At 70.9% G+C, this 23925-nt stretch carries 19 protein-coding genes; 15 read left to right on the forward strand and 4 right to left on the reverse strand.

Annotation, left to right across the window (positions count from 1 at the left end):
- The 11 genes from BLT62_RS04530 to BLT62_RS04580 all read left to right on the forward strand — a co-directional run bounded on the left by BLT62_RS04530 (position 1) and on the right by BLT62_RS04580 (position 13682).
- Complete coding sequence (locus tag BLT62_RS04530) at positions 1 to 1509, forward strand: aldehyde dehydrogenase (NADP(+)) (RefSeq protein ID WP_083362995.1); 1509 nt, start codon at positions 1 to 3, stop codon at positions 1507 to 1509.
- A 128-nt stretch (positions 1510 to 1637) separates the two neighbouring features.
- The gene (locus tag BLT62_RS04535; protein ID WP_083362996.1) at positions 1638 to 3398 is read left to right on the forward strand and encodes an ABC transporter substrate-binding protein; all 1761 of its coding nucleotides are present in this window, start codon (positions 1638 to 1640) and stop codon (positions 3396 to 3398) included.
- 89 nt (positions 3399 to 3487) lie between these two features.
- The gene (locus BLT62_RS04540) at positions 3488 to 5353 is read left to right on the forward strand and encodes an ABC transporter ATP-binding protein (RefSeq protein WP_083362997.1); all 1866 of its coding nucleotides are present in this window, start codon (positions 3488 to 3490) and stop codon (positions 5351 to 5353) included.
- Entirely contained in the window at positions 5350 to 6291 is a 942-nt protein-coding gene (locus tag BLT62_RS04545; RefSeq protein WP_083362998.1) for an ABC transporter permease, read from the forward strand. The genes BLT62_RS04540 and BLT62_RS04545 overlap by 4 nt, the downstream gene beginning before the upstream one ends.
- On the forward strand, positions 6291 to 7262 hold the full coding sequence (locus BLT62_RS04550) for an ABC transporter permease (RefSeq protein ID WP_231919342.1): 972 nt from the start codon (positions 6291 to 6293) through the stop codon (positions 7260 to 7262). The genes BLT62_RS04545 and BLT62_RS04550 overlap by 1 nt, the downstream gene beginning before the upstream one ends.
- Before the next feature lie 11 nt (positions 7263 to 7273).
- Positions 7274 to 8581, forward strand: coding sequence for an alpha/beta fold hydrolase (locus BLT62_RS04555; RefSeq protein ID WP_083362999.1), 1308 nt, complete (start codon positions 7274 to 7276; stop codon positions 8579 to 8581).
- Positions 8582 to 8735: 154 nt separating this feature from the next.
- Positions 8736 to 9926 carry a branched-chain amino acid ABC transporter substrate-binding protein gene (locus tag BLT62_RS04560; protein ID WP_083363000.1) on the forward strand — a complete coding sequence of 397 codons (1191 nt, stop codon included), beginning with the start codon at positions 8736 to 8738 and terminating at the stop codon, positions 9924 to 9926.
- Between the two features lie 65 nt (positions 9927 to 9991).
- The gene (locus tag BLT62_RS04565) at positions 9992 to 10909 is read left to right on the forward strand and encodes a branched-chain amino acid ABC transporter permease (RefSeq protein ID WP_083363001.1); all 918 of its coding nucleotides are present in this window, start codon (positions 9992 to 9994) and stop codon (positions 10907 to 10909) included.
- 3 nt (positions 10910 to 10912) lie between these two features.
- A complete protein-coding gene (locus BLT62_RS04570) occupies positions 10913 to 12175 on the forward strand; it encodes an ABC transporter permease subunit (RefSeq protein WP_231919343.1) in 1263 nt (420 codons plus the stop codon).
- On the forward strand, positions 12172 to 12975 hold the full coding sequence (locus tag BLT62_RS04575; RefSeq protein ID WP_083363002.1) for an ABC transporter ATP-binding protein: 804 nt from the start codon (positions 12172 to 12174) through the stop codon (positions 12973 to 12975). Before BLT62_RS04570 ends, BLT62_RS04575 begins: the two co-directional genes overlap by 4 nt.
- Entirely contained in the window at positions 12972 to 13682 is a 711-nt protein-coding gene (locus BLT62_RS04580; RefSeq protein ID WP_083363003.1) for an ABC transporter ATP-binding protein, read from the forward strand. Before BLT62_RS04575 ends, BLT62_RS04580 begins: the two co-directional genes overlap by 4 nt.
- A gap of 103 nt (positions 13683 to 13785) precedes the next feature.
- On the opposite strand, the gene BLT62_RS04585 is transcribed toward BLT62_RS04580, so the two are convergent.
- From BLT62_RS04585 to BLT62_RS04595, 3 genes are all read right to left on the reverse strand, one after another.
- Positions 13786 to 14709 carry an ornithine cyclodeaminase family protein gene (locus BLT62_RS04585; RefSeq protein ID WP_083363004.1) on the reverse strand — a complete coding sequence of 308 codons (924 nt, stop codon included), beginning with the start codon at positions 14707 to 14709 and terminating at the stop codon, positions 13786 to 13788.
- Complete coding sequence (locus tag BLT62_RS04590) at positions 14706 to 15737, reverse strand: proline racemase family protein (RefSeq protein ID WP_083363005.1); 1032 nt, start codon at positions 15735 to 15737, stop codon at positions 14706 to 14708. The genes BLT62_RS04585 and BLT62_RS04590 overlap by 4 nt, the downstream gene beginning before the upstream one ends.
- 343 nt (positions 15738 to 16080) lie before the next feature.
- Entirely contained in the window at positions 16081 to 17700 is a 1620-nt protein-coding gene (locus BLT62_RS04595; RefSeq protein ID WP_083363006.1) for a DEAD/DEAH box helicase, read from the reverse strand.
- Positions 17701 to 18186: 486 nt separating this feature from the next.
- Between BLT62_RS04595 and BLT62_RS04600 the strand changes: the two genes are divergently transcribed.
- From BLT62_RS04600 to BLT62_RS04610, 3 genes are all read left to right on the forward strand, one after another.
- Positions 18187 to 18753: an OsmC family protein gene (locus BLT62_RS04600; protein WP_083363007.1), complete on the forward strand. Its 567-nt coding sequence runs from the start codon at positions 18187 to 18189 to the stop codon at positions 18751 to 18753.
- A gap of 153 nt (positions 18754 to 18906) precedes the next feature.
- The gene (locus tag BLT62_RS04605) at positions 18907 to 21204 is read left to right on the forward strand and encodes a HelD family protein (RefSeq protein ID WP_083363008.1); all 2298 of its coding nucleotides are present in this window, start codon (positions 18907 to 18909) and stop codon (positions 21202 to 21204) included.
- Between the two features lie 213 nt (positions 21205 to 21417).
- On the forward strand, positions 21418 to 21870 hold the full coding sequence (locus BLT62_RS04610) for an EVE domain-containing protein (protein WP_231919344.1): 453 nt from the start codon (positions 21418 to 21420) through the stop codon (positions 21868 to 21870).
- Here the strand turns inward: BLT62_RS04610 and BLT62_RS04615 are convergent.
- Positions 21842 to 22348, reverse strand: coding sequence for a hypothetical protein (locus BLT62_RS04615; protein ID WP_083363010.1), 507 nt, complete (start codon positions 22346 to 22348; stop codon positions 21842 to 21844). The two genes, BLT62_RS04610 and BLT62_RS04615, sit on opposite strands and share 29 nt — an antisense overlap.
- A 91-nt stretch (positions 22349 to 22439) precedes the next feature.
- Here BLT62_RS04615 and BLT62_RS04620 point away from each other — a divergent pair, with 91 nt between their 5' ends.
- Positions 22440 to 23729 (forward strand): hypothetical protein, encoded by a 1290-nt coding sequence (locus BLT62_RS04620; protein ID WP_083363011.1) that lies wholly within the window; start codon positions 22440 to 22442, stop codon positions 23727 to 23729.
- Positions 23730 to 23925: the final 196 nt, after the last annotated feature.

The following is a 23925-nucleotide window of genomic DNA, read 5'->3' on the forward strand; positions in this document are numbered from 1 at the left end:
ATGACCAGCACACTCTCTGAGGCGCGTCGCGCCGAACTGGACTCCGTCGCCGCCCGCGCGGACGCGGCGGCCGCGCCCTATGCCGCCACCGCGCCGGGCGAGCGGGCCGCCGCGCTCGTGGCCGTGGCCGACACCCTCGCCGCGCACGCCGCCGAGCTCGTCGCGCTCGGCATGGCGGAGACGGGCCTCACCGAGGCGCGCCTGAACGGCGAGCTCACCCGCACCGCGGTGCAGTTGCGCCTCTTCGCCGACGTCGTCAGGGACGGCGGCTACCTCGACGCCCGCATCGACGCGGCAGACGGCGATTTCGTGCTCGGCGCGCGCCCCGATGTGCGCCGGGTGCTCACCGCGCTCGGACCCGTCGTCAACTTCGCCGCGAGCAACTTCCCCTTCGCGTTCTCCGTGGCCGGCGGCGACACCGCCGCGGCGCTGGCTGCCGGCTGCCCGGTGATCCTCAAGGGCCACTCCGGCCACCCGCGCCTCGGCGCGCGCACGGCCGAACTCGTCGCGGCAGCCCTCGACGGCGCCGGGATGCCGGACGGCACCTTCCAGTTCATCCTCGGCCAGCAGGAGGGCGTCGCGATCCTGCAGGACCCGCGCGTGCGCGCCGGGTCGTTCACCGGCTCGATCCCGGCCGGCCGCCTGCTCGCCGACATCGCCGCCGCCCGCCCGGCCCCCATCCCGTTCTTCGGCGAGCTCGGCAGCGTGAACCCCGTGTTCGTCACGCCGGCCGCCATCGCCGAGCGGGGCGCGGCCATCGCCGCCGGCTACGTCGCGAGCGTCGCCGGCTCGGCCGGGCAGCTCTGCACCAAGCCCGGCTTCGTCTTCGTGCCGGCCGGGCACGGCCTGGCGGCCGCCATCTCGGATGCCGCGGAATCCGTCGCCCCGCACCGCCTGCTGAACCCGCGCATCGCGGCCGGCTTCGGCGCACGCCGCGCCGAGATCTTCCAGACGCCGGGCGTCAGCGTGCTGGCAGAGGGCGAGCTGAACGAGGACCAGGACGGGCAGGGCTGGGCCACCGTCACGATCGTCTCCGTCTCGGCGGAGACGCTGCGCGCGCAGCGCGAGCGGCTGCTCGAGGAGGCCTTCGGCCCGCTGTCGATCCTCGTCGAGTACCCGGCGGACGCGGACCTCGCCGGCCTCGTCGCCGAGCTGTTCGAGGGCAACCTCACCGCCACGGTGCACATCGGGGCGGGGGAGGACTCGGCCGAGCTGCGCGAGCTGGTGCGCGTGCTGAGCGGCCACGCCGGCCGCGTGCTGTTCGACGGCTGGCCGACCGGCGTCGCCGTCACCCCCGCGATGCAGCACGGCGGCCCGTGGCCGGCCACCACGAACGACTCGAGCACCTCGGTGGGCACCGCGGCCATCTCGCGCTTCCTGCGCGGCGTCGCCTACCAGAGCACCCCGCAGGCGCTGCTGCCGGCGCCGCTGCAGGACGCGAACCCCTGGAACGTGCCGCAGTCCTTCGCGCCCGCCGGGCAGTCGCGCAGCTGGGGCTCCGCCTCGTAGCAGCACGCCCAGGCTGGCTAGGTCACGATTCCGCACTGACGCTAGCCAGCCTCGGCTCAAATATGTAACATGTCACCTACTACAGGTGCCAACCGGGTGCCCATATTCAACGATGAACATGGTGAAAGATGACGAAGCTTTTCAAGAGTGCAATTGCCATCGTCGGCACAGTCGCGATTCTCTCCACCGCGGCCTGTTCGACACCTGGAGACGGCGGCACAGACAGCCAGGGCGCGACCGGCGGGACCCTCAAGGTCCTCGCCAACGGCGACGTCGACCACCTCGACCCGCAGCTCACGGCCTACGTTCCCGTGGCCGGCGTCATGCACGCGATCTCGCGCTCGTTGATCGGATACCCGACGGTCGAGGACCCGGACGCCCGCATCGTGCCGGAGGGCGACCTCGCCGCCGCGCTCCCGGAGGCCAGTGCAGACGGCCTGACCTACACCTTCACCCTCCGCGACGGCGTGAGCTGGGGCGCCCCCGACGGCGCCCGCCCCCTCGTCGCCAACGACTTCGAGCGCGGCATCAAGCGCCTGTGCAACCCGCTGATGTCCGGCGCCATGCTCGGCTACTTCCAGTTCCTGATCGAGGGCATGGACACCTTCTGCACCGGCTTCGCCGATGTCGCGCCGGATGCCGCCTCGATGAAGGACTACATCGAGAACAGCGACATCACCGGAATCGAGTCGCCGGACGAGAAGACGATCGTCGTCACGCTCACCGAGCCGGCGAGCGACTTCATCTACATGGTCTCGCTCGACGCCGCGGCCCCCGCGCCGATCGAGGCGCTGGACTACCTGCCCGACTCGCCGGAGTACCGCGCCAACTTCGTCGCGAGCGGCCCGTACACGGTCGAGAGCCACAGCCCGGACGCGCTCCTCGTGCTCAAGCGCAACGACGCGTGGAGCGCCGACTCCGACACGCTCCGCAAGGCATACGTCGACCGCATCGAGATGACGATGGGCGTCGAGGGCGACTCCGCGATGCAGCAGCTGCAGGCCGGCTCCGCCGACCTGCTCTTCGACATCCAGCCGAGCCCGGCCAACATCCAACAGCTCAAGGCCGTGAACGACACGAAGCTGAGCACGATGCCGAACGGCGGCGTCGACCAGTTCATGTGGATCAACACCAAGACCTCCAACAACGGCGGGGCGCTCCAGGACATCCGCGTGCGCCAGGCACTGCAGTACGCGGTCGACAAGGCAGCCGTCATCCAGACCATGGGCGGCGAGGAGCTGGCCGCGGTCAACAACGGCATCTTCGGGCCTGGCATCGTCGGCTACCTGCCGTACGAGCCGTACCCCACCGCCGGGTCCAAGGGTGACCCCGAGAAGGCGAAGGCCCTCCTCGCCGAGGCCGGCTACCCGAACGGCCTCACGCTCAAGTTCCCGTACCGCAACCTCGGCCTGCAGCCCGACATCGCCCAGACCGTGCAGTCCAGCCTCGAGAAGGCCGGCTTCACGATCGAGCTCACCCCGGTGCCGCCGACCGACTACTACGCCAACCTCATGACGAACCACGACAACGCCGTCAACGGCGTGTGGGACATCGCGCTGGTCGGTTGGTCGCCGGACTGGCAGGGCGGCGCGGCCCGCTCGGTCTTCCAGCCGCAGTTCACCTTCAACGGCACCCCGCAGGCGTACAACTACCTCGACTACAACAACGACGAGGCGAACGAGTACGCCAAGCAGGCCCTGCTGGCGGCGAGCCCCGACGAGGCTGCCGCGCTCTGGCACAAGGTCGACGAGAGCGTCCTCGCCGACGCCGTGATCCTGCCGATCGCGTCGCGCCTCAAGGCGAACTACCACAGCGACCGGGTCGTCGGCTTCACGCCGTACGCGCTTAGCCAGAACGGTGACTGGACGAACGTGCAGCTCAAGAAGTAGCCCGGTCAAACCGGATCGTCTGAGTACACCTGGTGCCGGGCGGGAGACCCCCGCCCGGCACCGCACTATCAGCAAAGAGGCCGCTAGCGATGCCGATTCTTGAAGTACAGAACCTGACCGTTCGGATCCCAACGGAAGACGGCACGGTGCACGCCGTCCAAGACGTGTCGTTCAGCGTCGAGCCCGGCGAGTTCTTCGGGATCGTCGGCGAATCCGGCTCGGGCAAGAGCGTCATGGTGCAGTCGGTCATGGGCCTCGTCCCGGCCGCCGAGACGTCCGGACGGGTCTTGTTCGACGGCGTCGACCTGCTCGCGCTCGACGACAAGGGCCTGCGCAGCATCCGCGGCCGCGCGATCAGCATGGTGTTCCAAGACCCGCTGAGCAGCCTGCACCCGCAGTACACGATCGGCTGGCAGATCGTCGAGCAGATCCAGGCGCACGAGAAGGTGAGCCACGCGGAGGCCAAGGCCCGCGCGATCGAGATGCTCAAGAAGGTCAAGATCCCCAACGCCGAGAAGCGCTTCGACTCCTACCCGCACCAGTTCTCCGGTGGCATGCGGCAACGCGTCATGATCGCGATGGCTCTCGTCCTGAAGCCGGCGCTGGTCATCGCCGACGAGCCGACGACCGCGCTCGACTCCACGGTGCAGGCCCAGATCCTCGACCTGCTCGACGAGATGCGGCGCGAGCTCGGCACCACCATCCTCATGATCAGCCACGACCTCGGCGTGCTCCGGCGCGTCGCCGACCGGGTGATGGTCATGTACGCCGGGCGGCGGATGGAGACCGGCGCGGTCGAGGCCGTCTTCGCCGCACCGGCGCACCCATACACGGCCGGCCTGCTCCGCTCCTCCTCGTTCAACCGGGAGCCGGGGACGAGGCTCATCCCGATTGCGGGCAAACCGCCGAGCCTGCTCGCTCCCGGGCCGGGCTGCCCGTTCGCGGCGCGCTGCCCCGACGTGTCGGCGGCGTGCTCCGCGCCGCCGCCCATCCGCCGCTACGACGACGGCGTCGAGGCACAGTGCTGGCTCGAGGAGGCCCCGAGCGAACTCGCCGAACCGGCATCCGCGATCTCCACGGCCATCGACCTCGAGCTCGGGCACGCCACGGCCCCGGCAGAGGTGCCGATCGCGGAGGTCTCGGGCCTCGAGCTCAGCTTCGCCGTCGGCAAGCGCGCCGAGGCGCACGTGCTGAAGGGCATCGACCTCACGGTCAGGCGGGGAGAGACGCTCGGGCTGGTCGGCGAGAGCGGCTGCGGCAAGACCACCCTGGCCCGCGTCATCGCCGGGCTGGAGCTGCCGACCGGCGGCACCGTCACCTTCGACGGTCGGGACGTCGCCTCGCTCTCCAAACGGGAGTGGCGCCAGCTGCGCACCCAGGTGCAGCTGGTGTTCCAGGACCCGTTCGGCTCGCTGAACCCCCGGCGCCGCGTCGGCTCGATCATCGGCGACCCGTTCCGCATCCACAAGGTCTCCTCCGGGCAGGAGCGTCTGCGCAGCGTGCAGCAGCTGATGGAGCTCGTCGGCCTGAACCCCGAGCACTACAACCGCTTCCCCTCCCAGTTCTCGGGCGGCCAGCGGCAGCGCATCGGGATCGCCCGCGCACTCGCCCTGAACCCCGAGCTGATCATCCTCGACGAGCCCGTCTCGGCGCTGGACGTGTCGATCCAGGCGCAGGTGCTGAACCTGCTCGACGACCTGCAGAAGGAGTTCGGCCTGACCTACCTCTTCATCTCCCACGACCTCTCCGTCGTGCGGCACGTCTGCGACCGGATCGCGGTCATGGACGGCGGGCGGATCGTCGAACTCGGCGACGCGCAGAGCATCTACGAGCGGCCGCAGCACGAGTTCACCAAGGTGCTCCTCGCCGCCGCGGCCCGCGAGGTGGCACCGGAGCGGGGCGCGGTGCGCAGCCTCGTCGAGAGCGTCCCGGCCGGAGAGCGGGTGGCGGCATGACGATCCTCCCGAAGTCCCCCAGCCGCGCCGCCAGGGAGGCGGCCGCCGTCGTCCAGCGCAGCTCGACCTCGCTGACGCTGCGCCGGCTCGTGCGCGACCCGGCGAGCCTCGTCTCGATGCTCGTCATCGTGCTGATCTTCGCGTTCGCGCTGGCCGCCCCGCTGATCGCCGAGCTCACCGGCCACGGCCCGACCGAGCAGTTCCGCGAGACCGGTCTGAGCCCGGCCGGGATCCCGGTCGCCCCGAACAGCGAGTTCCTGCTCGGCACCGACCAGCTCGGCCGCGACATCCTCGTGCGGCTCGCCTACGGCGCGCAGATCTCGCTGCTCGTCGGCGTGGTCGCCTCGCTCTTCGCGGCCGGCATCGGCATCACCGTCGGGCTCACCGCCGGCTTCTTCGGCGGGGCGACGGACACCGTGCTCAGCCGGGTGATGGACCTCGTGATGAGCATCCCGTTCCTGCTCTGCGCGATCGCGCTCGTCTCGGTGCTCGGGCCGAGCCTGACGCTCAGCATCGCGGTGATCGTCTTCTTCAGCTGGACCGGGCTCGGCCGCGTCATCCGCGGCCAGGTGCTCGCCCTCAAACACCGCGAGTTCGTCGAGGCGGCGCGCTCGCTCGGCGCCAGCGGGTTCTCAATCATGTACCGCGACGTGCTGCCCAACCTGATCGTGCCGATCCTCATCTACACCACCCTGATGATCCCGAGCGCGATCGTCTTCGAGGCGACGCTGTCCTTCCTCGGGCTCGGCATCGTGCCGCCGACGCCCAGCTGGGGCGGCATGCTCGCGGACGCCGCGAACAACTCGCTCTACCTGGTCGCCTGGTGGATGGTCATCGTGCCCGGCACGGCCCTGCTCGTCACGACGCTCTCCTTCAACCTCCTGGGCGACGGGCTGCGCGACGCCCTCGACCCGACCAGCGCGAGAGGCGGCAAATAATGCTGTTCCGCTTCCTTCTGCCCCGCATCGGCTTCGGTCTGCTGGTGCTGTTCCTGCTCAGCATCTTCGTGTTCGTGCTGTTCTACGTCTCGCCGTCCGACCCGGCCCGCATCATCGCCGGAGACAAGGCGACCGAGGCGCTGATGGAGCAGATCCGCGTGAAGCTCGGGCTCGACCAGCCGATCTACGTGCAGTACCTGAAGTTCGTCGGCGGACTGCTGCAGGGCGACCTGGGCTACTCCTACCGCAGCAACGTGCCCGTCGCCGACCTCATCGTCGCGCGCATCCCGGCGACGCTGTCGCTCGTCTTCGGCGGCATGGTGCTCTGGCTCGCGATCGGCATCCCGATCGGCATCAGCTCGGCCAAGCGACCCGGCAGCCTGCGCGACCGCATCGGGCAGTCGTTCGCCATCATCGGCATCAGCTTCCCGACCTTCGTCCTCGGCATGGTCGCGCTGTACACGCTGTACTTCCTGCCCACCCGCTTCGGCGTCATGCTGTTCCCACCGAGCGGCTACGTTCCGCTCACGGCGGGGGCCGGGCAGTGGGCGTGGCACCTGATCCTGCCGTGGACCACTCTCGCGCTCGTCGTGGCGGCCGTCTACGCCCGGCTCACCCGGGGACAGATGCTCGAGGTGCTCGGCCAGGACTACATCCGCACGGCCAGGGCCAAGGGGCTGAGCGAGCGCCGGGTGATCTACCGGCACGCCTTCCGCAGCGCCATGCCCCCGCTGGTCACCCAGCTCGGCATCGACATCGGGCTGCTGCTCGGCGGCGTGATCGTGATCGAGCAGGTCTTCGGCCTGCTCGGGCTCGGCAGCCTGGCCGTGACCTCGGTGAACAACCAGGACCGCCCCGTCGTGATCGCGATCGTGCTGCTCGGCGGCGTCTTCGTGGTGACCGTCAACATCATCATCGACACCCTCTACGCCCTGATGGACTCGCGCGTGCGCACCTCCGGCCGGGCCTGATCGGAGCACGCATGAGCACCGCAGCACACGCCACGGCCACAGGCGCCGAGTACACGATCGCCGACGGCATCCTCGTGCGCGACCACCGCATCACGGTGCCGGTGGACTGGGGCAACCCGGAGTCGGGGGAGGGCATCGAGTTCTTCGCCCGCGAGCTCGTCGACGGCGCCAGGCGGCACGAGAAGTTGCCGCTGCTGGTGTACCTGCAGGGCGGGCCGGGCGGCAAGTCTCCGCGGCCGACCGGCAGGGAAGGATTCCTGCGGGCCGCGCTCGACCGCTTCCGCGTCATCCTCCCCGATCAGCGCGGAACCGGGCGCAGCAGCGCCGTCACCGCGCACACCATGGAACGGTTCCCCGGCGGCGAGGAGGGCGCAGACTACCTGCGCCACTTCCGCGCGGACTCGATCGTGCGCGACCTCGAGGCGCTGCGCGCGCAGGTGTTCGGCGGCGAGCGCTGGTGGACCCTCGGCCAGAGCTACGGCGGATTCCTGACGCTGCACTACCTCTCCACCGCGCCGGAGGCGATCATCGCCTCGGCCGTCGCCGGCGGGCTGCCCAGCCTCGAGCCCTCGGCCGATGAGGTGTACCGGCGCACCTACCCGCGCGTGCTCGAGAAGAACGAGCGCTTCTACGCCCGCTTCCCCGGCGACCGGGAACGGGTGGCCAGGGTCGCGGATGCCGTCGCGGCCGGCGGCGTCCTGCTCCCCGACGGCGACACCCTCACCGTGCCGCGGCTGCAGAGCCTGGGGCTCGACCTCGGCATGAAGCCGGGCGCTGACCGGCTGCACTGGATCTTCGACGAGGCGTGGTCGGACACGGCGGAGACCCGACTGTCCGAGACGTTCCTCTCGGCCGTGCGCGCGCGGACGGCCTTCGACACCAACCCGCTCTTCGCCGTCTTGCAGGAGAGCATCTACGGCGGGGCGCCGGCGCGATGGGCCGCGCAGCGCGCCCTCGCCGCGCACCCGCAGCTCGACCCGTCCGCCCGGCCGCTGCACTTCACGGGCGAGATGATGTACCCCTGGATGTTCGAGCAGATCCGCGCGCTCCGCCCGTTCCAGGCCGCGGTCGAGCGACTGATGGTCAGGGAGGACCCGATCGAGCTGTACTCGCTGCCCCGGCTCGCGGCCAACGAGGTGCCGGTCGAGGCCGTGGTCTACCACGACGACATGTACGTGGATGCCGGCCTCTCGCTGCAGACGGCCGGCCGTGTCGGCGCCCTGAACGCCTGGGTCACCAACGAGTTCGAGCACGACGGCCTGCACGGCGACGGCGTCGCGGAGCGCCTGTTCGGGAGTCTGGCCGCCCGGGTCGGCTAGCCGGGCGCGCTCGTCGTGAACGTCATCGAAACGTGACCATGAAGCGCGAACGGGGGCTGTCGGAATGCACCCACTTATGTAATATGTCACACAGTAGATGTGCCACGGGCCCATCGAATCCGACGATCCAAAGTTGTATCCCGGAAGGAACTTCATGACTCTTCGCAGCTCACGCGGTATCTCACGCGTCCTGATTCCCGCGGCCCTGTTCGCGAGCGCGGCCCTCGTCCTCACCGGGTGTTCCGGTGGGCTCGGCGGCGGGGGCGAGGCCGGCGGCGACAGCTCCGGCCCCATCAAGATCGGCATGCTGGCCCCGTTCTCCGGCTCCGAGTCTGCGTTCGGCGTGTACATGGAGAACGGCGCGCAGATGGCCGTCGACGAGCTCAACGCCGACGGTGGGGTCGACGGGCGCCAGCTCGAGCTCATCACCGAGGACGACGCCTGTGATGCAACGGCATCCGTCGCCGCCGCCAACAAGCTCGTCACCGCCGGCATCGTCGCCTCGGTCGGCGGGTACTGCTCCGGCGCCACGCTGCCGACGCTGCCTATCTTCAACGATGCGGGCATCCCCATGGTGATTCCCGCCGCGAACTCCAACAAGCTGGTGGAGGCGGGCCTCGACGGGGTGTTCCTGATCAACGGCACCGGCACCCAGCAGGCCGCCGCGACGCTCAAGTACGCGCTGAAGTCCGGCGCCACCCGCGTCGCCGTGCTGAACGACAACACCGACTACTCCAAGGACCTCGCCAGCACGTTCGTCGAGATGGCCAAGGCCGACGGCACCATCGAGGTCGTGCTCGACCAGTCGGTGACCCCGGGCGAAAAGGACTACTCGGCCAACGTCAACAACGTGATCACCTCCAAGCCCGACTTCGTGGTCTGGACCGGCTACTACCAGGAGGGCGCGCTCATCACCCGCCAGCTGATCGATGCCGGCTACAGCGGCCCGATCCTGGTGGGCGACGGCAGCGTCGACAAGAAGTTCGCCGAGATCGCGGGCGCCGGCTACACCGACAACGTCGTGGGCACCTTCACCCAGACGCCGGACATGCTCGAGGGTGCAGGTGACTGGATCGCCGCATACAAGGAGGCGTTCGGCGCAGAGCCCGGCCCCTACTCGACGCAGTCCTACGACGCCGTGCGCGTCGTCGCCGAGGCGATCAAGAATGCCGGCAGCACCGAGACGGATGCCATCATCGCGGCGCTGCGCGGTCTGGACGGCTTCCCGATCTTCTCCGGGCCGCTCACCTTCACGCCGGAGGGCACCCTGACAGAGGGTGGCTTCGCCATCGTCCAGATCGGCCCGGACGGCAGCTTCATTCTCAAGGACGACCTGCAGGGCTAAGTCCATCCGCTGAGGGCGCGGCTCTTCTGGGGCCGCGCCCTCCCCGTCCCTTGGGAGCTCCACTCGTGACTGAATTCTTTAGCGATCAGCTCTTCCAGCTGATCTGGAACGGGCTGTTCGTCGGCTCCTTCTACGCCCTCGTCGCACTCGGCTACAGCATGGTCTACGGCATCATCAAGCTGCTGAACTTTGCGCACGGCGACATCTACATGCTCGGATCGTTCATCGCCTTCGTCATCCTGGGCGGTGCGGTCGGCCTCTTCGGGGTCGCCTCCCTGCCGATCCTGCTGATCGTGCTGCTCATCACCATGCTGCTGACCGGCGCGTTCGGCGTGCTGATCGAGAAGGTCGCCTACCGGCCGCTGCGCTCGAGCCCCCGGCTGGCCGTGCTGATCACCGCCGTCGGCGTCTCCTTCACCATCGAGTACGGCGTGCGCCAGATCTTCGGCGCTGACCCGCAGGTGTTCCCCTTCCGGCTGAGCGGCGAGGCCTTCAACTTCCTGGGCGCACGCATCTCGACGCCCCAGATCGTGCTCATGGTCATCGCCGGCCTGCTCATGTGGGTGCTGCAGAGCTACATCATGCGCTCCCGCGAGGGCCGCGCGATGCGCGCGATCGCCCTGGACCCGCGCGCGTCGCTGCTGATGGGCGTCAACGTCGACCGCGTCATCTCGCGCACCTTCTTCATCGGCTCCGCGCTGGCCGGCGCGGCCGGCGTGATGGCCGGCACCTACTACGGCTCGATCGACTTCCTGATGGGCTTCACCATCGGCCTCAAGGCGTTCACGGCCGCCGTGATCGGCGGCATCGGCAACATGCAGGGCGCCATGCTCGGCGGCCTCGTCCTCGGCCTGCTGGAGTCCTTCGGCACCTTCGCCCTCGGCGGCGAGTGGCGCGACGTCTTCACCTTCGGCTGCCTCATCCTGTTCCTCTCGATCCGACCGACGGGCATCCTCGGGTCCCGCGTCGTAGAAAGGATGTGACCCGTGGCCGACAAGAACCTGCTCCCGCGGCTGGACCGCCTCACCCGGATCACGGCGCCGCAGCCGCTCTTCAGCCGGCCCCGGCCGCTGAGCGGCCTGCTGGCTCCGCAGCGCTTCATGGGCCTGCTGGGCCTGGCCCTGTTCATCGGCGCGCTCGTGCTGCCGTTCATCACGGCCTCGCCCTACATCATCTCGATCCTCACCTCGGCGTTCATCTACGTGATGATCGCGATGGGGCTGAACGTGGTGGTCGGCTACGCCGGCCTGCTCGACCTCGGCTACATCGCCTTCGTCGCCGTCGGGGCGTACACCTCCGGCATCCTGTCGACGACCCTCGGCTTCACCATGCTCGAGACCATCCCGTTCGTCGTTCTCGCCTGCATCCTCGCCGGCATCGTCATCGGCGGCCCGACGCTCCGGCTGCGCTCCGACTACCTCGCGATCGTGACCCTCGGCTTCGGCGAGATCATCCGCATCACGGCGACGAACCTGAGCATCACCGGCGGGGCGAGCGGCATCCACGGCATCCCGACCTGGTCGTTCTTCGGCTGGTCCTTCGCCGACGGCGCCGATCTGTTCGGGATCCACTTCAACGCCAAGATCCTGTTCTACTTCTTCGTCGTGATCGTGGCGCTCGGGCTGGCGACCGTCGGCGCCGCGCGCCTGGCCAACGGCAAGCTGGGGCGCGCCTGGAAGTCGGTCCGCGACGACGAGGACGCCTCGGAGGCCATGGGCATCAACGGCTACACCGCCAAGCTCTCCGCGTACATCATCGGCGCGGTCTGGGGCGGCGTCGCCGGCTCGCTGCTGGCCACCCACCTCAGCGCGATCTCGCCGCCCAGCTTCGAGTTCCTCTACTCGGCGCTGATCCTGATGGCGGTTGTGCTCGGCGGCATGGGCTCGACCCCCGGCGTGATCATCGGCGCCCTGTTCGTCTCGCTCGCGCCCGAGCTGCTGCGCGAGTTCTCCGAGTGGCGCTACCTGCTCTTCGGTGTGCTGCTCGTCGTCGTCATGATCTTCCGCCCGGCCGGTCTCTGGCCGGCCAACTTCGTGCTGCCGTTCCTCAAGCGGCGCCCACCGGCCGAGCCGGTGTCCACCACCAACATCCCCTGGGCCCAGCAGGCCAAGGAGGAGGCGGAGGCCGAGCAGGAGGAGATCGAGCGGATGTCGGCGGTGACCTCCACCGTCCCCGATTCGATCCCGGATGCCGTGGCGGGCGTCAACGCCATCAGCGACAACCCGGCAGACCAGGAGGAGAACCGATGACCGACACCGTCGCGACCGCGACCGCCCGCGGCGAGCTGCTGCTGCGCGTCTCCGGCCTCGCCGTGCAGTTCGGCGGTATCCGCGCCGTGGACGGGCTGAGCTTCGACGTGCACGAGTGTGAGATCGTCTCGGTGATCGGCCCGAACGGCGCGGGCAAGACCAGTGCGTTCAACTGCATCACCGGCTTCTACCGGCCGACCGGCGGCACCGTGCTCTTCGGCGGGGACGACATCACCCGCATCCGGCCCTCGACGATCACCAAGCGCGGCATGTCCCGCACGTTCCAGAACCTGCGCCTGTTCCGTGACATGAGCGTGCTCGACAACGTCAAGACGGCGATGCACAGCAGGCTGCGCGAGAACGTCTTCGACCAGTTGCTGCACACGCCGCGCTACAAGCGCGCCGAGGCGCAGTGCACGCAGGACGCGCGCGGCTGGCTCGACTTCGTCGGCTTCCGCGGCGACGAGGAGCTGTTCGTCACGCAGCTGCCCTACGGCGAGCAGCGGCGCGTGGAGATCGCCCGCGCGCTGGCGACGCAGCCCAGGCTGCTGCTGCTGGACGAGCCGGGCGCCGGCCTGAACCACCAGGAGAAGGCCGAGCTGATGGCGCTCATCCGCCGCATCCGGGACCTGGGTGTGGGCATCGTGCTCATCGAACACGACATGGGGCTGGTGATGGAAGTCTCAGAGCGCATCGTCGTGTTGAACTTTGGCAAGGAGATTGCCGACGGATCCCCGGCCGAGATCAAGGCCAACCCGGCCGTCATCGAGGCCTACCTCGGAGCGGAGGAAGACGAATGACCGCACTCGTTCTCGACGGGGTCGAACTGTTCTATCACCGGGTGCAGGCCCTGCGCGGCCTGAGCATCGAGGTCAACCAGGGCGAGATCGTCGCCCTGCTCGGCAACAACGGCGCGGGCAAGACGTCGACGCTGTCGATGATCTCCGGGCTGGTGCGGCCGCGCGCCGGCAGCGTGCGCTGGGGCGACCACGACCTGACCAAGATGACCCCGTGGGACATTGTGGGCGCCGGGCTGCTGCACATCCCGGAGGGGCGGCGCATCTTCTCGACCATGACGGTGCACGAGAACCTGCTGCTCGGCGGCTACCTGGTCAAGGACCAGAAGCTGATCCTGGAGCGGGCGAACTACGCCTACGAGCTGATGCCGAGGCTGGCGGAGCGGCGCGCCCAGCAGGGCGGGACGCTCTCGGGCGGAGAGCAGCAGATGCTCGCCCTCGGACGCGCGCTCGTCGGCGGGCCCCAGCTGCTGCTGCTCGACGAGCCGTCCATGGGCCTGGCCCCGCTCGTCGTCAAACAGGTGATGGAGATCATCGCCGCGGTCAAGGCACAGGGCACGACGGTGCTGCTCGTCGAGCAGAACGCGCGCGCCGCGCTGCGCATCGCCGACCGCGGCTACGTGCTCGAGTCCGGCGCGGTCACCATGTCGGGCACGGCCGCCGAGCTCGCCGAGGACCCGCGCGTGATCGAGGCCTACCTGGGGGCCTAGCGAGTCAGCGAAACAGCGGCCGAGAGACACAGCGGCGGAGAAACACAGGGGCGGCCCGGCACGAGGTGCCGGGCCGCCCCTGTCCATCCGCTGCCGCCTGGGTTCAGCGAGCCCGGCGGTGCACCTCGGCGGCGACCACCAGGTCTTCCCAGCCCATGCCCATGCTCTTGAACACGCGCGGCTGGCCGGGGGCCGGCCGCGCCGCCCCGGTGACCAGTGTGTGGATCGGCACGATCGTGTCGACGTCCAGTGCGCCCTCGCCGATCGGGATGATGACGTCGCCGGCCTCGCGTAGCGCGGATGCCACATCCTCCACCACGACGAAGCTGCGCCCCATGAGGTCGGAGTCGATCTCGCGCATGAACGGCTCGTGCGAGCCGACGGCCACGACAACGGTCTCGCCCGTGACGAGGGAGCCGTCGAACACCGGCTCGCTCGCCGTCGTCGCGCACACGATGATCGTGGCGCCCGCGGCGTCCGCCGCGCTCCCCACGCGTGCGGCGAAGCCCTCGCCGCGGAGCGTCTCGACCAGGCTCTGCGCCTTCTCGGCCGAGCGCCCGGTGATGATGACCTCGCGGAGCTCGCGCACCGCGGCGACCGCGTGCACGTGGCCCCACGCCTGCGGGCCGGAGCCGATGACGAGGAGCGTGGCCGGGCCGGCAGGTGCCAGCGCGTCGACGGCGACGGCCGAGATCGCCGGGGTGCGCAGGGTGGTGAGGGCGGTGCCGTCGAAGAGGGCGATGGGCGTCAGGGTGTCGGAGTCCATCAGCACGTAGATCGCCTGGATTCGCTCCAGCCCCCTGGCCGGGTTCGCCGGGGCGATGGTCGCGAGCTTGACCCCCGCGAAGCCGGCGCCCTCTGCCGGCATCAGCAGCAGCTGGCCGTTCTCCACCTCGGCGAAGGTGCGACCGAGGGCGGCGGCCGGGTCCAGCCCGCCGCGCAGGGCCGTGTCGAGGGCGTGCACGGCGGCGGCGAAGTCGACCGTGCCGAACACCTGGTCCGCGTCGTAGAAGGGCAGCGCGCTCATCGCAGCACGAATCCGGTGCCGAGGGCGTCGCGCTCGTCCAGGGTGAACAGGTGCTCGCCCGTCTTGTACGCCGAGCCGGTGACCTCGGGGACGACCCGGGGCGCGTCGCCCGCGGCATCCGCCGTGCGTTCGAAGCGGGCCGTGAACCGGGTGTCGACGATGGAATCGTGCGTGAGCGTCTCGGCCTCGCCGAGGGTGCCGTCATCGGCCAGCAGCGCCACGCGCGCCCCGGTGCCGGAGCCACAGGGGGAACGGTCGACCTCGCCGTCGGCGAAGACCGTGACGTTGCGCTGGTGCGGGCCGGATGCCGTGCGCGGGAGCTCGTCGAACAGGATCGTGCCGTAGACGCCAGAGAGGCGGGGGTCGGCCGCGTGCTGGGCAAGCGGGGAGTCGTTGAGCAGCCACTTGACCTCGCGGCCGATGGCGATGAGATCGGTGTAGTGCTCCGGCGCGACGCTCAGGCCGACGGTCGAGGCGTCGAGCGAGGCGTAGATCGCGCCGCTGAAGCTCAGGTCCACCTGCACCTCGCCGCAGCTGGTGCGGACGGGCACCGACCGGGCGATGACGTGCGAGGCGACGTTGCGGAAGGTGACCGACTCGATCACGCCGGCCCGCTGGGTGACCCGGGCGACGACCCGGCCGGACGGCACGTCGATGCGCACCTCGGTGTCGCCATCGGGGTTCGACGGCACCCGCCCGGTCTCAACCGCCCAGACGCCGAGCGCGATCGTGCCGTGGCCGCACGCGGTCGAGAAGCCGTCCTTGTGCCAGAACAGCACGCCGAAGTCGGCGCCGTCGTCGTCGGCGGGGGTGATGAAGCCGCCGTACATGTCGGCGTGCCCGCGCGGCTCGTTGCAGAGCAGCTCCCGGATGCGGTCGACGCCGTTCTCGTTCGCGATGGCGTTCATGCGCCGGGCGCCGACGGTGTCGCCCGGGATCGGGGGCAGCCCCTCGGTGACGATGCGGAACGGCTCGCCGGCCGTGTGGTAATCCTCGGTGCGGAGGCGCAGTGTGGCGTGCTGGGTCATGCTCCGAGCGTATCGCTTTGATGTGTGACATACCACTGGCGTTGCGGGCATGCCCGCTTCCGCCCCCGGGCATGCCGAAGGCCCGGGGCTAAACACACCCACCCGGGATACTTCACCAAGTGTGTGCGCCGCAACCGGGCCTGTCAGTACTGCTGTGTGTGAGCCGCGCCGGCAGCCGCTGGGGCCGGGCGCGCTCGTGGAATGCGAGGTATGGGGAGAGCCGGGGCACGAGACATACCCTTGGCACCGGCTCTCCGCATGAGCTGAGCAGATGGTGCGCGCGATGACGCTCGCGCGCGGAAGCGGGGCGGGAACCCGGCAGGCCTAGAGGGCCGAGGGCGACTTAGCCCTGGGCGCGGCGCGGGCCACGCGACTGCGAGGAGCCGCGAACCAGGCCGCCGACCTGCAGGCCGCCGGAGCGACCTCCCTGCGAGGCGCCGGATGCCGAACGCTCGCCCTGTGCGGAACGGCCACGGCCGCCTTGCCCAGAGCTGTTGCGTGCGGCGCCGGTGCGCTCGCCCTGACCCGAGCCGCCATCGCGGCCGCCACGGCCGCCTTCGCGGCCGCCGTCACGACCGCCGCGGGTCGAGTCGCTCGAGGACGAGCCGGCCGGGCGGCCGGAGCGGTCGCGACGTGCGCGACCCTCGCCCGAGCCCGAACCGCCGCGCCCGGCGACGTCGCCGCCGTCGCGCAGTGCGCGCTTGCGCTGGGCGTTGGCGCCCTGCGAGCGACCGCCGCCACCCTGCTGCTGGCCGCGCGAGGCGTCAACCGGAAGCGGCTTGACGTACGCGGCGACCTCGCCGACCAGTGCGGTCACGGCCGGGGAGTTCGGGGTGACGCTCTGCACGTCGACCTTGATGTCGGCCTTGCGCATGAGCTGCTGCAGGTCGCGCTTCTGGCCGGGGATGATGACGGTGACGACATCGCCCTCGCTGCCGGCGCGAGCCGTGCGGCCCGAGCGGTGCAGGTACGCCTTGTGCTCCATGGGCGGGTCCACGTGCACGACCAGCTCCACGTTGTCCACGTGCACGCCGCGGGCCGCGACATCCGTGGCCACGAGCACGCGGGCGGTGCCATCGGAGAACGCGGCCAGGTTGCGGTCGCGCTGCGGCTGGGAGAGGTTGCCGTGCAGGTCGACGGAGGGGATGCCCTGCTCGGTGAGCTTCTTGGCCAGCTTCTTGGCGTGGTGCTTGGTGCGCATGAAGAGGATGCGACGGCCGGTGCCGGAGGCGAGCGTCTTGATGAGCTCGTTCTTGGCGTCGACGTCGGAGACCTCGAAGACGTGGTGGGTCATCGCGGCGACGGGGGAGTTGGCCTCGTCGACCGAGTGCAGAACCTCGTTGTGCAGGAACTGCTTGACCAGCTTGTCCACGCCGTTGTCGAGCGTGGCGGAGAACAGCAGGCGCTGGCCGTTGTTCGGGGTCTTGTTCAGGATGCGGGTGACGACCGGCAGGAAGCCGAGGTCGGCCATGTGGTCTGCCTCGTCGAGCACGGTGATCTCGACGGCGTCCAGCGTGACGAAGCCCTGCTTCATCAGGTCCTCGAGGCGGCCGGGGCAGGCCACGACGATGTCGACGCCGTCGCGGAGCGCCGCCACCTGGCGGGCCTGCGAGATGCCGCCGAAGATGGTGGTGGTCTTCAGGTTGTAGGCGTCGGCCAGCGGTGCCAGCGTCGCGGTGATCTGCGTGGCCAGCTCGCGGGTCGGGGCGAGGATCAGGCCGAGCGGGCGACCCGGGCGGCGCTTGCCGCCGGAGAGCACGCCGCCGAGGCGGGCGACCATGGGCAGCGCGAACGCGATGGTCTTGCCGGAGCCGGTCTTTCCGCGGCCGAGCACGTCGCGCCCGGCGAGGGTGTCTGGCAGGGTGTCGGCCTGGATCGGGAACGGCTCGGTCTTGCCGTCGGCCGCGAGAACGGCGACGAGCGGGGCCGGGAGGCCGAGTGAAGCGAAGGTGGTTTCAGACAAAGTGATGCCTTTCGGGGCAGACCCCGCTGCGAGCGGCGCGCGGGCGCACCGGCATCTCGGTCGGATTCCTGGGCTGCCCGGCTGCGCATGTGCACTGTGCAGGGCAATCCACGCGACCGACGATCGGGGATAAATGGCGAAGGTGCCGGTGGGCACATCCGTTCGCCGTATGAAGAGTCAAATGATGATGCGCGAGCGCTGCTGTCACTCAGCACAGCTCGGCACATCGAAAGAATGCGTTCTACGACGCAAGGAGGGCGTCAACGCACTCACAAGTTCCACAATTCTAGCACAAGCCGGCATAAGGCCCGATTGGGGGCCGATCCGCGGGGACTCCGGCGGGGCGGATGACGCCGGATGACGCCGTGTGCCGCAGCATGACGCGGCCCCCTGTCGCATCCGTCGGCCCGGCCCTAGCGTCGCAGCAGCGGCACTGCAGAGGGCAGGCCGCGTCGTGTCCCGCCCGTTGAATTCGAAGGAGACGCCATGAGCGCCGACGCAGCAGCCCTGTCCACCACCCCCGCCGTCCCGACCATCACGGCGGAGGCCCGCCACGAGCGACTCACCGCCGTGGCCACCAACTGGGTGGCGACGATCGCCGAGCGGCCAGCGAAGGCACAACTGCGCTTCACCGCAAGCGGGGAGGGCGTCGGCTCGGTGGGCACCACGATCCGCACCGGCACGCACACCTTCCAGGTCGACGAGCCCGCCGGGCTCGGCGGCGACAACGCGGCGGCCAACCCGGTCGAGGTGGCGCTGGCGGCGATCATCGCCTGTCAGGTGGTCAGCTACCGGGTGTGGGCGCTGAACCTCGGCGTCGTGCTCGACACGATCGAGGCCAGTGCAGAGGGCGACCTCGACGTGCGCGGCTTCTTCGGCCTGGACGACACGGTGCGCCCCGGCTTCACCGCCGTGCGCGTCACCGTGAACGTGAGCGGGCCGGAACCCGAGGCGCGCTACCGCGAGCTGCACGCCGCCGTCGATGCGCACTGCCCGGTGCTCGACCTCTTCGCCAACCCGACCCCGGTGCAGACAACGCTCGTCGTCGACTAGACCAGCCCGCTCAGGCACGGCGCGCCGCATTCCGACGGATTCTCCGGCCGGCGGCGCGCCCGGAACGCCCCGCACCCGCCAGCGGCCGCACTCCACTCAGCTTCTCGGCCCCCGAGAAGGCGTAGACTTTCGGGCCGGAGAAAGTGGGGTCGTGTGCCGTCATCGGAACTCGAACGGGAGCGCGCCGTCGTCGCGTCGTTTTACCGTCGTCTTGACCAGTTGCGTGCCGAAGTCGAGGAGCGCCTCGTCGCCGTGCAGCGCGGCAACGTCGGCAGCAATCACCAGGCGCGCAGCGAGCGCGACTCCTTCGCCCGGCTGCACGAGGACAACCTCGCGCAGCTGAACGAGGTCGACGCCCGCATCGCCTTCGGCCGCCTGCAGGTGGCCGGCGACGCCCCCGGCGCCGACGCCCTCCACTACATCGGCCGCATCGGCCTCCGCGACACCGACCAGTCCACGATGCTGCTGGACTGGCGGGCCCCGCAGGCCGGCGCCTTCTACCAGGCGACCGCGGCGCACCCGCTCGGCGTGCGCGCCCGGCGCCACCTCACCATGCGCGAGCGCGAGCTCACCCGCGTCGACGACGAGGTGCTCGACGCCGCCCTGCTCGACGAGCTGCGCGCGGATGCCGCAGACGGCACCGCCGGCGTCGCGGCGGCATCCGGGACCCTGCAGGGCGAGGGGGCTCTGCTGGCCGCTCTGACCGCCGAGCGCACCGGCCACATGCACGACATCGTCGCCACCATCCAGGGCGAGCAAGACCGCATCATCCGCTCCGAGATGCGCGGCGCCCTCGTCGTGCAAGGCGGGCCGGGCACCGGCAAGACGGCCGTCGCGCTGCACCGCGCCGCCTTCCTGATCTACGCCAACCGCGAGCGGCTGAAGTCGGCCGGCGTGCTCGTCGTCGGCCCGAGCGCCGCCTTCGTGCACTACATCGAGGCGGTGCTGCCCTCCCTCGGCGAGACCGGCGTCGTGATGCGCACCCTGGGCTCCCTGTTCCCGGGCGTCGAGGCCGACGCCGACGACGCCCCGGCCACGGCCGCGCTCAAGGGCCGACTCGAGATGTCCGGCCTGCTCTCCCGGGCCGTGCGCGGGCGGCAGCGCGTTCCCGCCGGCCCGGAGCAGGTCGAGGTGAACGGCGACACGATCACGGTCGCGCCGGAGCTGATCGCGGGCGCCATCCAGCGCGCCCAGCGCACCGGCAAGCCGCACAACGTCGCCCGCGTCACGTTCGTCAGGCACGCCATCGCCGAGCTGGCCACCCAGCTCGCCGCGCAGCTGGCGAAGAACGGCGCGGCGATCGACGACTCCGACGTCGCCGCCCTCCGCGAGGACCTGCGCGAGAGCCACGCCGTGCGCGTGCTGCTGAACACCGCCTGGCTGCCGCTGACCCCGGAGAAGCTCCTCGGCGACCTGTACTCCCGCCCGGAGTGGCTGGCCGAGCTGACGCCGCGCTGGTCGCCGGAGCGCCGCGCCCTGCTGCACCGCCCGCGCTCCGCCCCGATGACGGTCAGCGACGTGGCCCTGCTCGACGAGGCGGCCGAGCTGCTCGGCGACATGCCCGCGCGCCGCAGCGCCGCAGACAAGGAACGTGAGCGCCAGCGCGAGGCCGACATCGAGAACGCCCGCGCCGCGATCGCCAACATGGGCGTCGAGGGCATGGTCAGCGCCGAGCAGCTGGCCGACGGCTTCGCCGAGCGCGGCGAGCGCATGAGCGTGGCCGAGCGCGCGGCATCCGACCGCACCTGGACCTACGGCCACGTCGTCGTCGACGAGGCGCAGGAGCTCTCGCCGATGCAGTGGCGGATGCTGGTGCGCAAGTCGCCGATGCGCAGCTTCACGATCGTCGGCGACATCGCCCAGGTCAGCTCGGCGGCCGGTGCGCGCAGCTGGGCCGACGCCCTGCACGCCGGCTTCGGCGACCGCTGGCGGCTCGAGCAGCTGAGCGTCAACTACCGCACGCCGGCGCAGATCGCCCGGGCCGCCGAGGAGTTCGCCGCCGACGCCGGGCTGCCGATCACGCCCGCCCGCGCGGTGCGCGAGGGTGACTGGCCGATCGACACCGTCGTGGCCGGCGGCGGGCTCGCGCCGGCCGTCGTCGACGCCGTTCGCGGGGTGCGGGCGGATGCCGCGGGCGGCAACCTCGCCGTGATCGTGCCGGCCGCGGCGATCGACGAGATCGCCGATGCCCTGCACGCTGCGCTGGATGCCGCCGGCGCCCGCCCGGTCACCGGGCGCGGAGCCGCCGGGCTCGACCGGCCGGTCGCCGTGCTCACCGCCCGCGAGGCGAAGGGCCTGGAGTTCGACGCCGTCGTGATCGGCGACCCGCGGGGGATCGTCGCGGAGTCCCCGCGCGGGGCTGCGGCGCTTTATGTCGCGGCGACCAGACCCACCCAACGGCTGGCGATGGTCTACCCGAGCGGGGAGGAACCCCTCGCAGGCTTTGCCTGAGCCGAGGAAGTTTCGACAATCGGGCGGAAACGCCCGCGATTTGTCGCAGAAGCTGCGTCAAGGTGTGCGACTATTGCGCCACACGTTCGTCGCGAGATGCACGTTGGGGGCCCGGTGCGCTATTCGGGTTAGCTGCCCGGGCCCCACCCTCTCCCTCCCGGCTTCCGCCTTCACGTGCCGCGGGATGTCGCACAGATGCGCCACAATCAAGCCATGGCAATTCGTTATTGGCTCGGAGTGGTGCACCGCGAGCACGTGCTGCGCGGCGTCGAGCTCGGCATTGCCCAGCTCAACCACGGCTCCAAGCAGGCGGTCTCCCGGCTGCGCGAGGCCGACGGGCTGATCTACTACTCGCCCAGGGTGAGCGGGCCAGACGGCGAGGTGCTCCGCGAGTTCACCGCGATCGGGCGGGTGGCCGACGACTCTGTCTTCCAGGCCCCGGACGGCGCCGTGATGACCAACTCCTTCGGAGAGCCGTACCGGCCCTGGCGGCGCCGCGTCGACTACGACCCGTTCGCCGTGCCGACATCCATTCGCCCGCTGATCCCCGTGCTCGACTTCACGTCGGCCTCGCCGAACTGGGGGTTCCAGCTGCGGCGGGGCCTGATCGAGCTGAGCCGGCACGACTACGAGCTGATCAAGGCGCAGATGCGGGCTGTGATCTGAGCGGCGCGGCGTCGAAGCTCCACGTCGGGGCCAGCTGGCGCAGCCGCAGGCCGCGCCACTGCCAGAACAGCCAGATCGGGTACCAACTCGGGGCGGCCAGCGGCCCGCTGAAGTGCAGCCGGTCGCGGTAGAGGGTGCCGCCTGGTGCGGGGGAGACCGCCATGCGGTGGTCCCACTCGCGCAGCCCCCGGCCAAGGCCGCCGCGCAGCCCGCCGGTGTCGCGCAGCATCCGCACCTCCTGCGGCAGGTCGCCCGGGCGAGTGATGTCGACCGCGACGGTGCCGACCTGCACGGTGCGCAGCGCGAGAGCCCGCATCAGGTGCTCGCCGTTCGGCCACTGTGTGGGCAGTCCCTCCGGCTCGAGCGAGGCGAAGTCCAGCCAGGGCGAGGCGACCTCGCGCAGGCCGGCCGGGCTCTGCAGGGCATGCCAGGCGGCATCCGGCTCGCAGTCGAGCACGAGTTTCAGTTGCACGATCATTCGGCGAGGCTACGGGATGCCGGCCCGGCCAGCCAGCAGCGCTCAGCCGACCAACAGCTAGCGTCCACCCGCGCGCCCTAGGCTGGCAACTATGTCTGACTCGCTCTGGTGGCTGCCGTCGCTGCTGGTATTCGCCATCGCCGGGGCCATCGCAGTCTTCGGCATCGCCGCGCTGCGCCGGGCGAGCCTGCGCCGTGACGCCGCCACAGACTCGAGCCTGCTCGAACTGCAGCGCCGCGCCGGCGGGCTGCTCGTGCGCACCGACAACCGGGTGCAGGAGAGCGAGGACGAGCTCGGCTTCGCCCAGGCCCAGTTCGGCGACGCCGCCGTGATCGACTACCGCAACGCCATCGATACGGCCAGGCGGCGCCTGCGCGAGGCGTTCCTGCTGCAGCAGCGGCTGGATGACGCCGAACCTGACACCGTCGACGAGCGCCGGCGCTGGAACACCCAGATCATCGAGCTGTGCACCTCGGCTGATGCCGCGCTCGCCGGCGAGGACGCCCGGTTCCGGGAGCGCCGCAGCACCGAGCGCAATGCCCCGCAGCAGCTCCTCGTGGTGCAGACGCAGCTCTCCGCGGCCGAGCTGCGTGCCGACGAGATCCGCGCCGTCAGCCAGAGCCTCTCCGCCCGCTTCGCCCCGTCGGCGCTCGAGGCGCTGGAGCGGCACATCGACGACGCCAGCGAGCTGCTGGTGTCGGCGTCCGGGCTGCTCGAGGCGGCCTCGCTGCGCATCCAGGGCGGCGGCGTCGAGCCCGTCGCCGACGTGCTCCGCTCGGCCCACGACGACGTGACCCGCTCCGGCGGCGCGCTGGGCGCGGCCGAGTTGGCCGCCGCCCGCATCGCCGCCGCCGAGACCGCCTCGGCCGGCCTCGCCGTGCAGCTGCAGGGGGCCATCGCCGAGGCCCGCGAGGTGCGCGACGGCCACGTCGACCCCGCGGCGGCCATCGCCCTGAACCTCTGCGTCGACCAGGCCGGCATGGCGCTGGCCGAGCACGCGCGACTGGCCCGCTCCGGCGGCGTGAGCGCCGACCCCGTGGCCGACCTGGACGCGCTGCGCGCCGCGATCGACCGGCTGGACGCCGCGACATCCGCCGCCCGCGGCCAGCAGGACAGGCTCGAGCACGCCCGGATCGCACTCGGCGGCGCGCTCGTGGCCGCCCGCAGCCACATCGCGGTCGCCCGCGACTGCATCGGGGCCCGCCGCGGCGTCGTGGGCGCCCCCGCGCGCACCCGGCTGGCCGAGGCCGAGCGCCAGCTGATGCTCGCCGAGGCGGAGTCCGACCCGGTCAGCGCCCTCGACATCGCCCGGCGCGCGGTGCGCCATGCCGACGACGCCGAGGCCCTCGCCCGCTACGACGGTGAGATTCGGGGCGCGTAGCGAAGCTACGCGAAAGGCGGCAGCCCACACCCAGGCATCCTCAAAAACCGCCACAGATAGAAAACGCCCCGCGCCACCTCACGCCGCACCCGGCTCACGCCGCACCCGGCTAACGCCGCACCCGCCGCACCCGCCGCTCAGCAGACCGTCCCGCGCCACCTCCCGCCGCACCCGACTGCCTCCTGCCGCGCCCCTG

Origin of the sequence: Microterricola viridarii (assembly GCF_900104895.1) — a bacterium.
Taxonomy (GTDB): domain Bacteria; phylum Actinomycetota; class Actinomycetes; order Actinomycetales; family Microbacteriaceae; genus Microterricola; species Microterricola viridarii.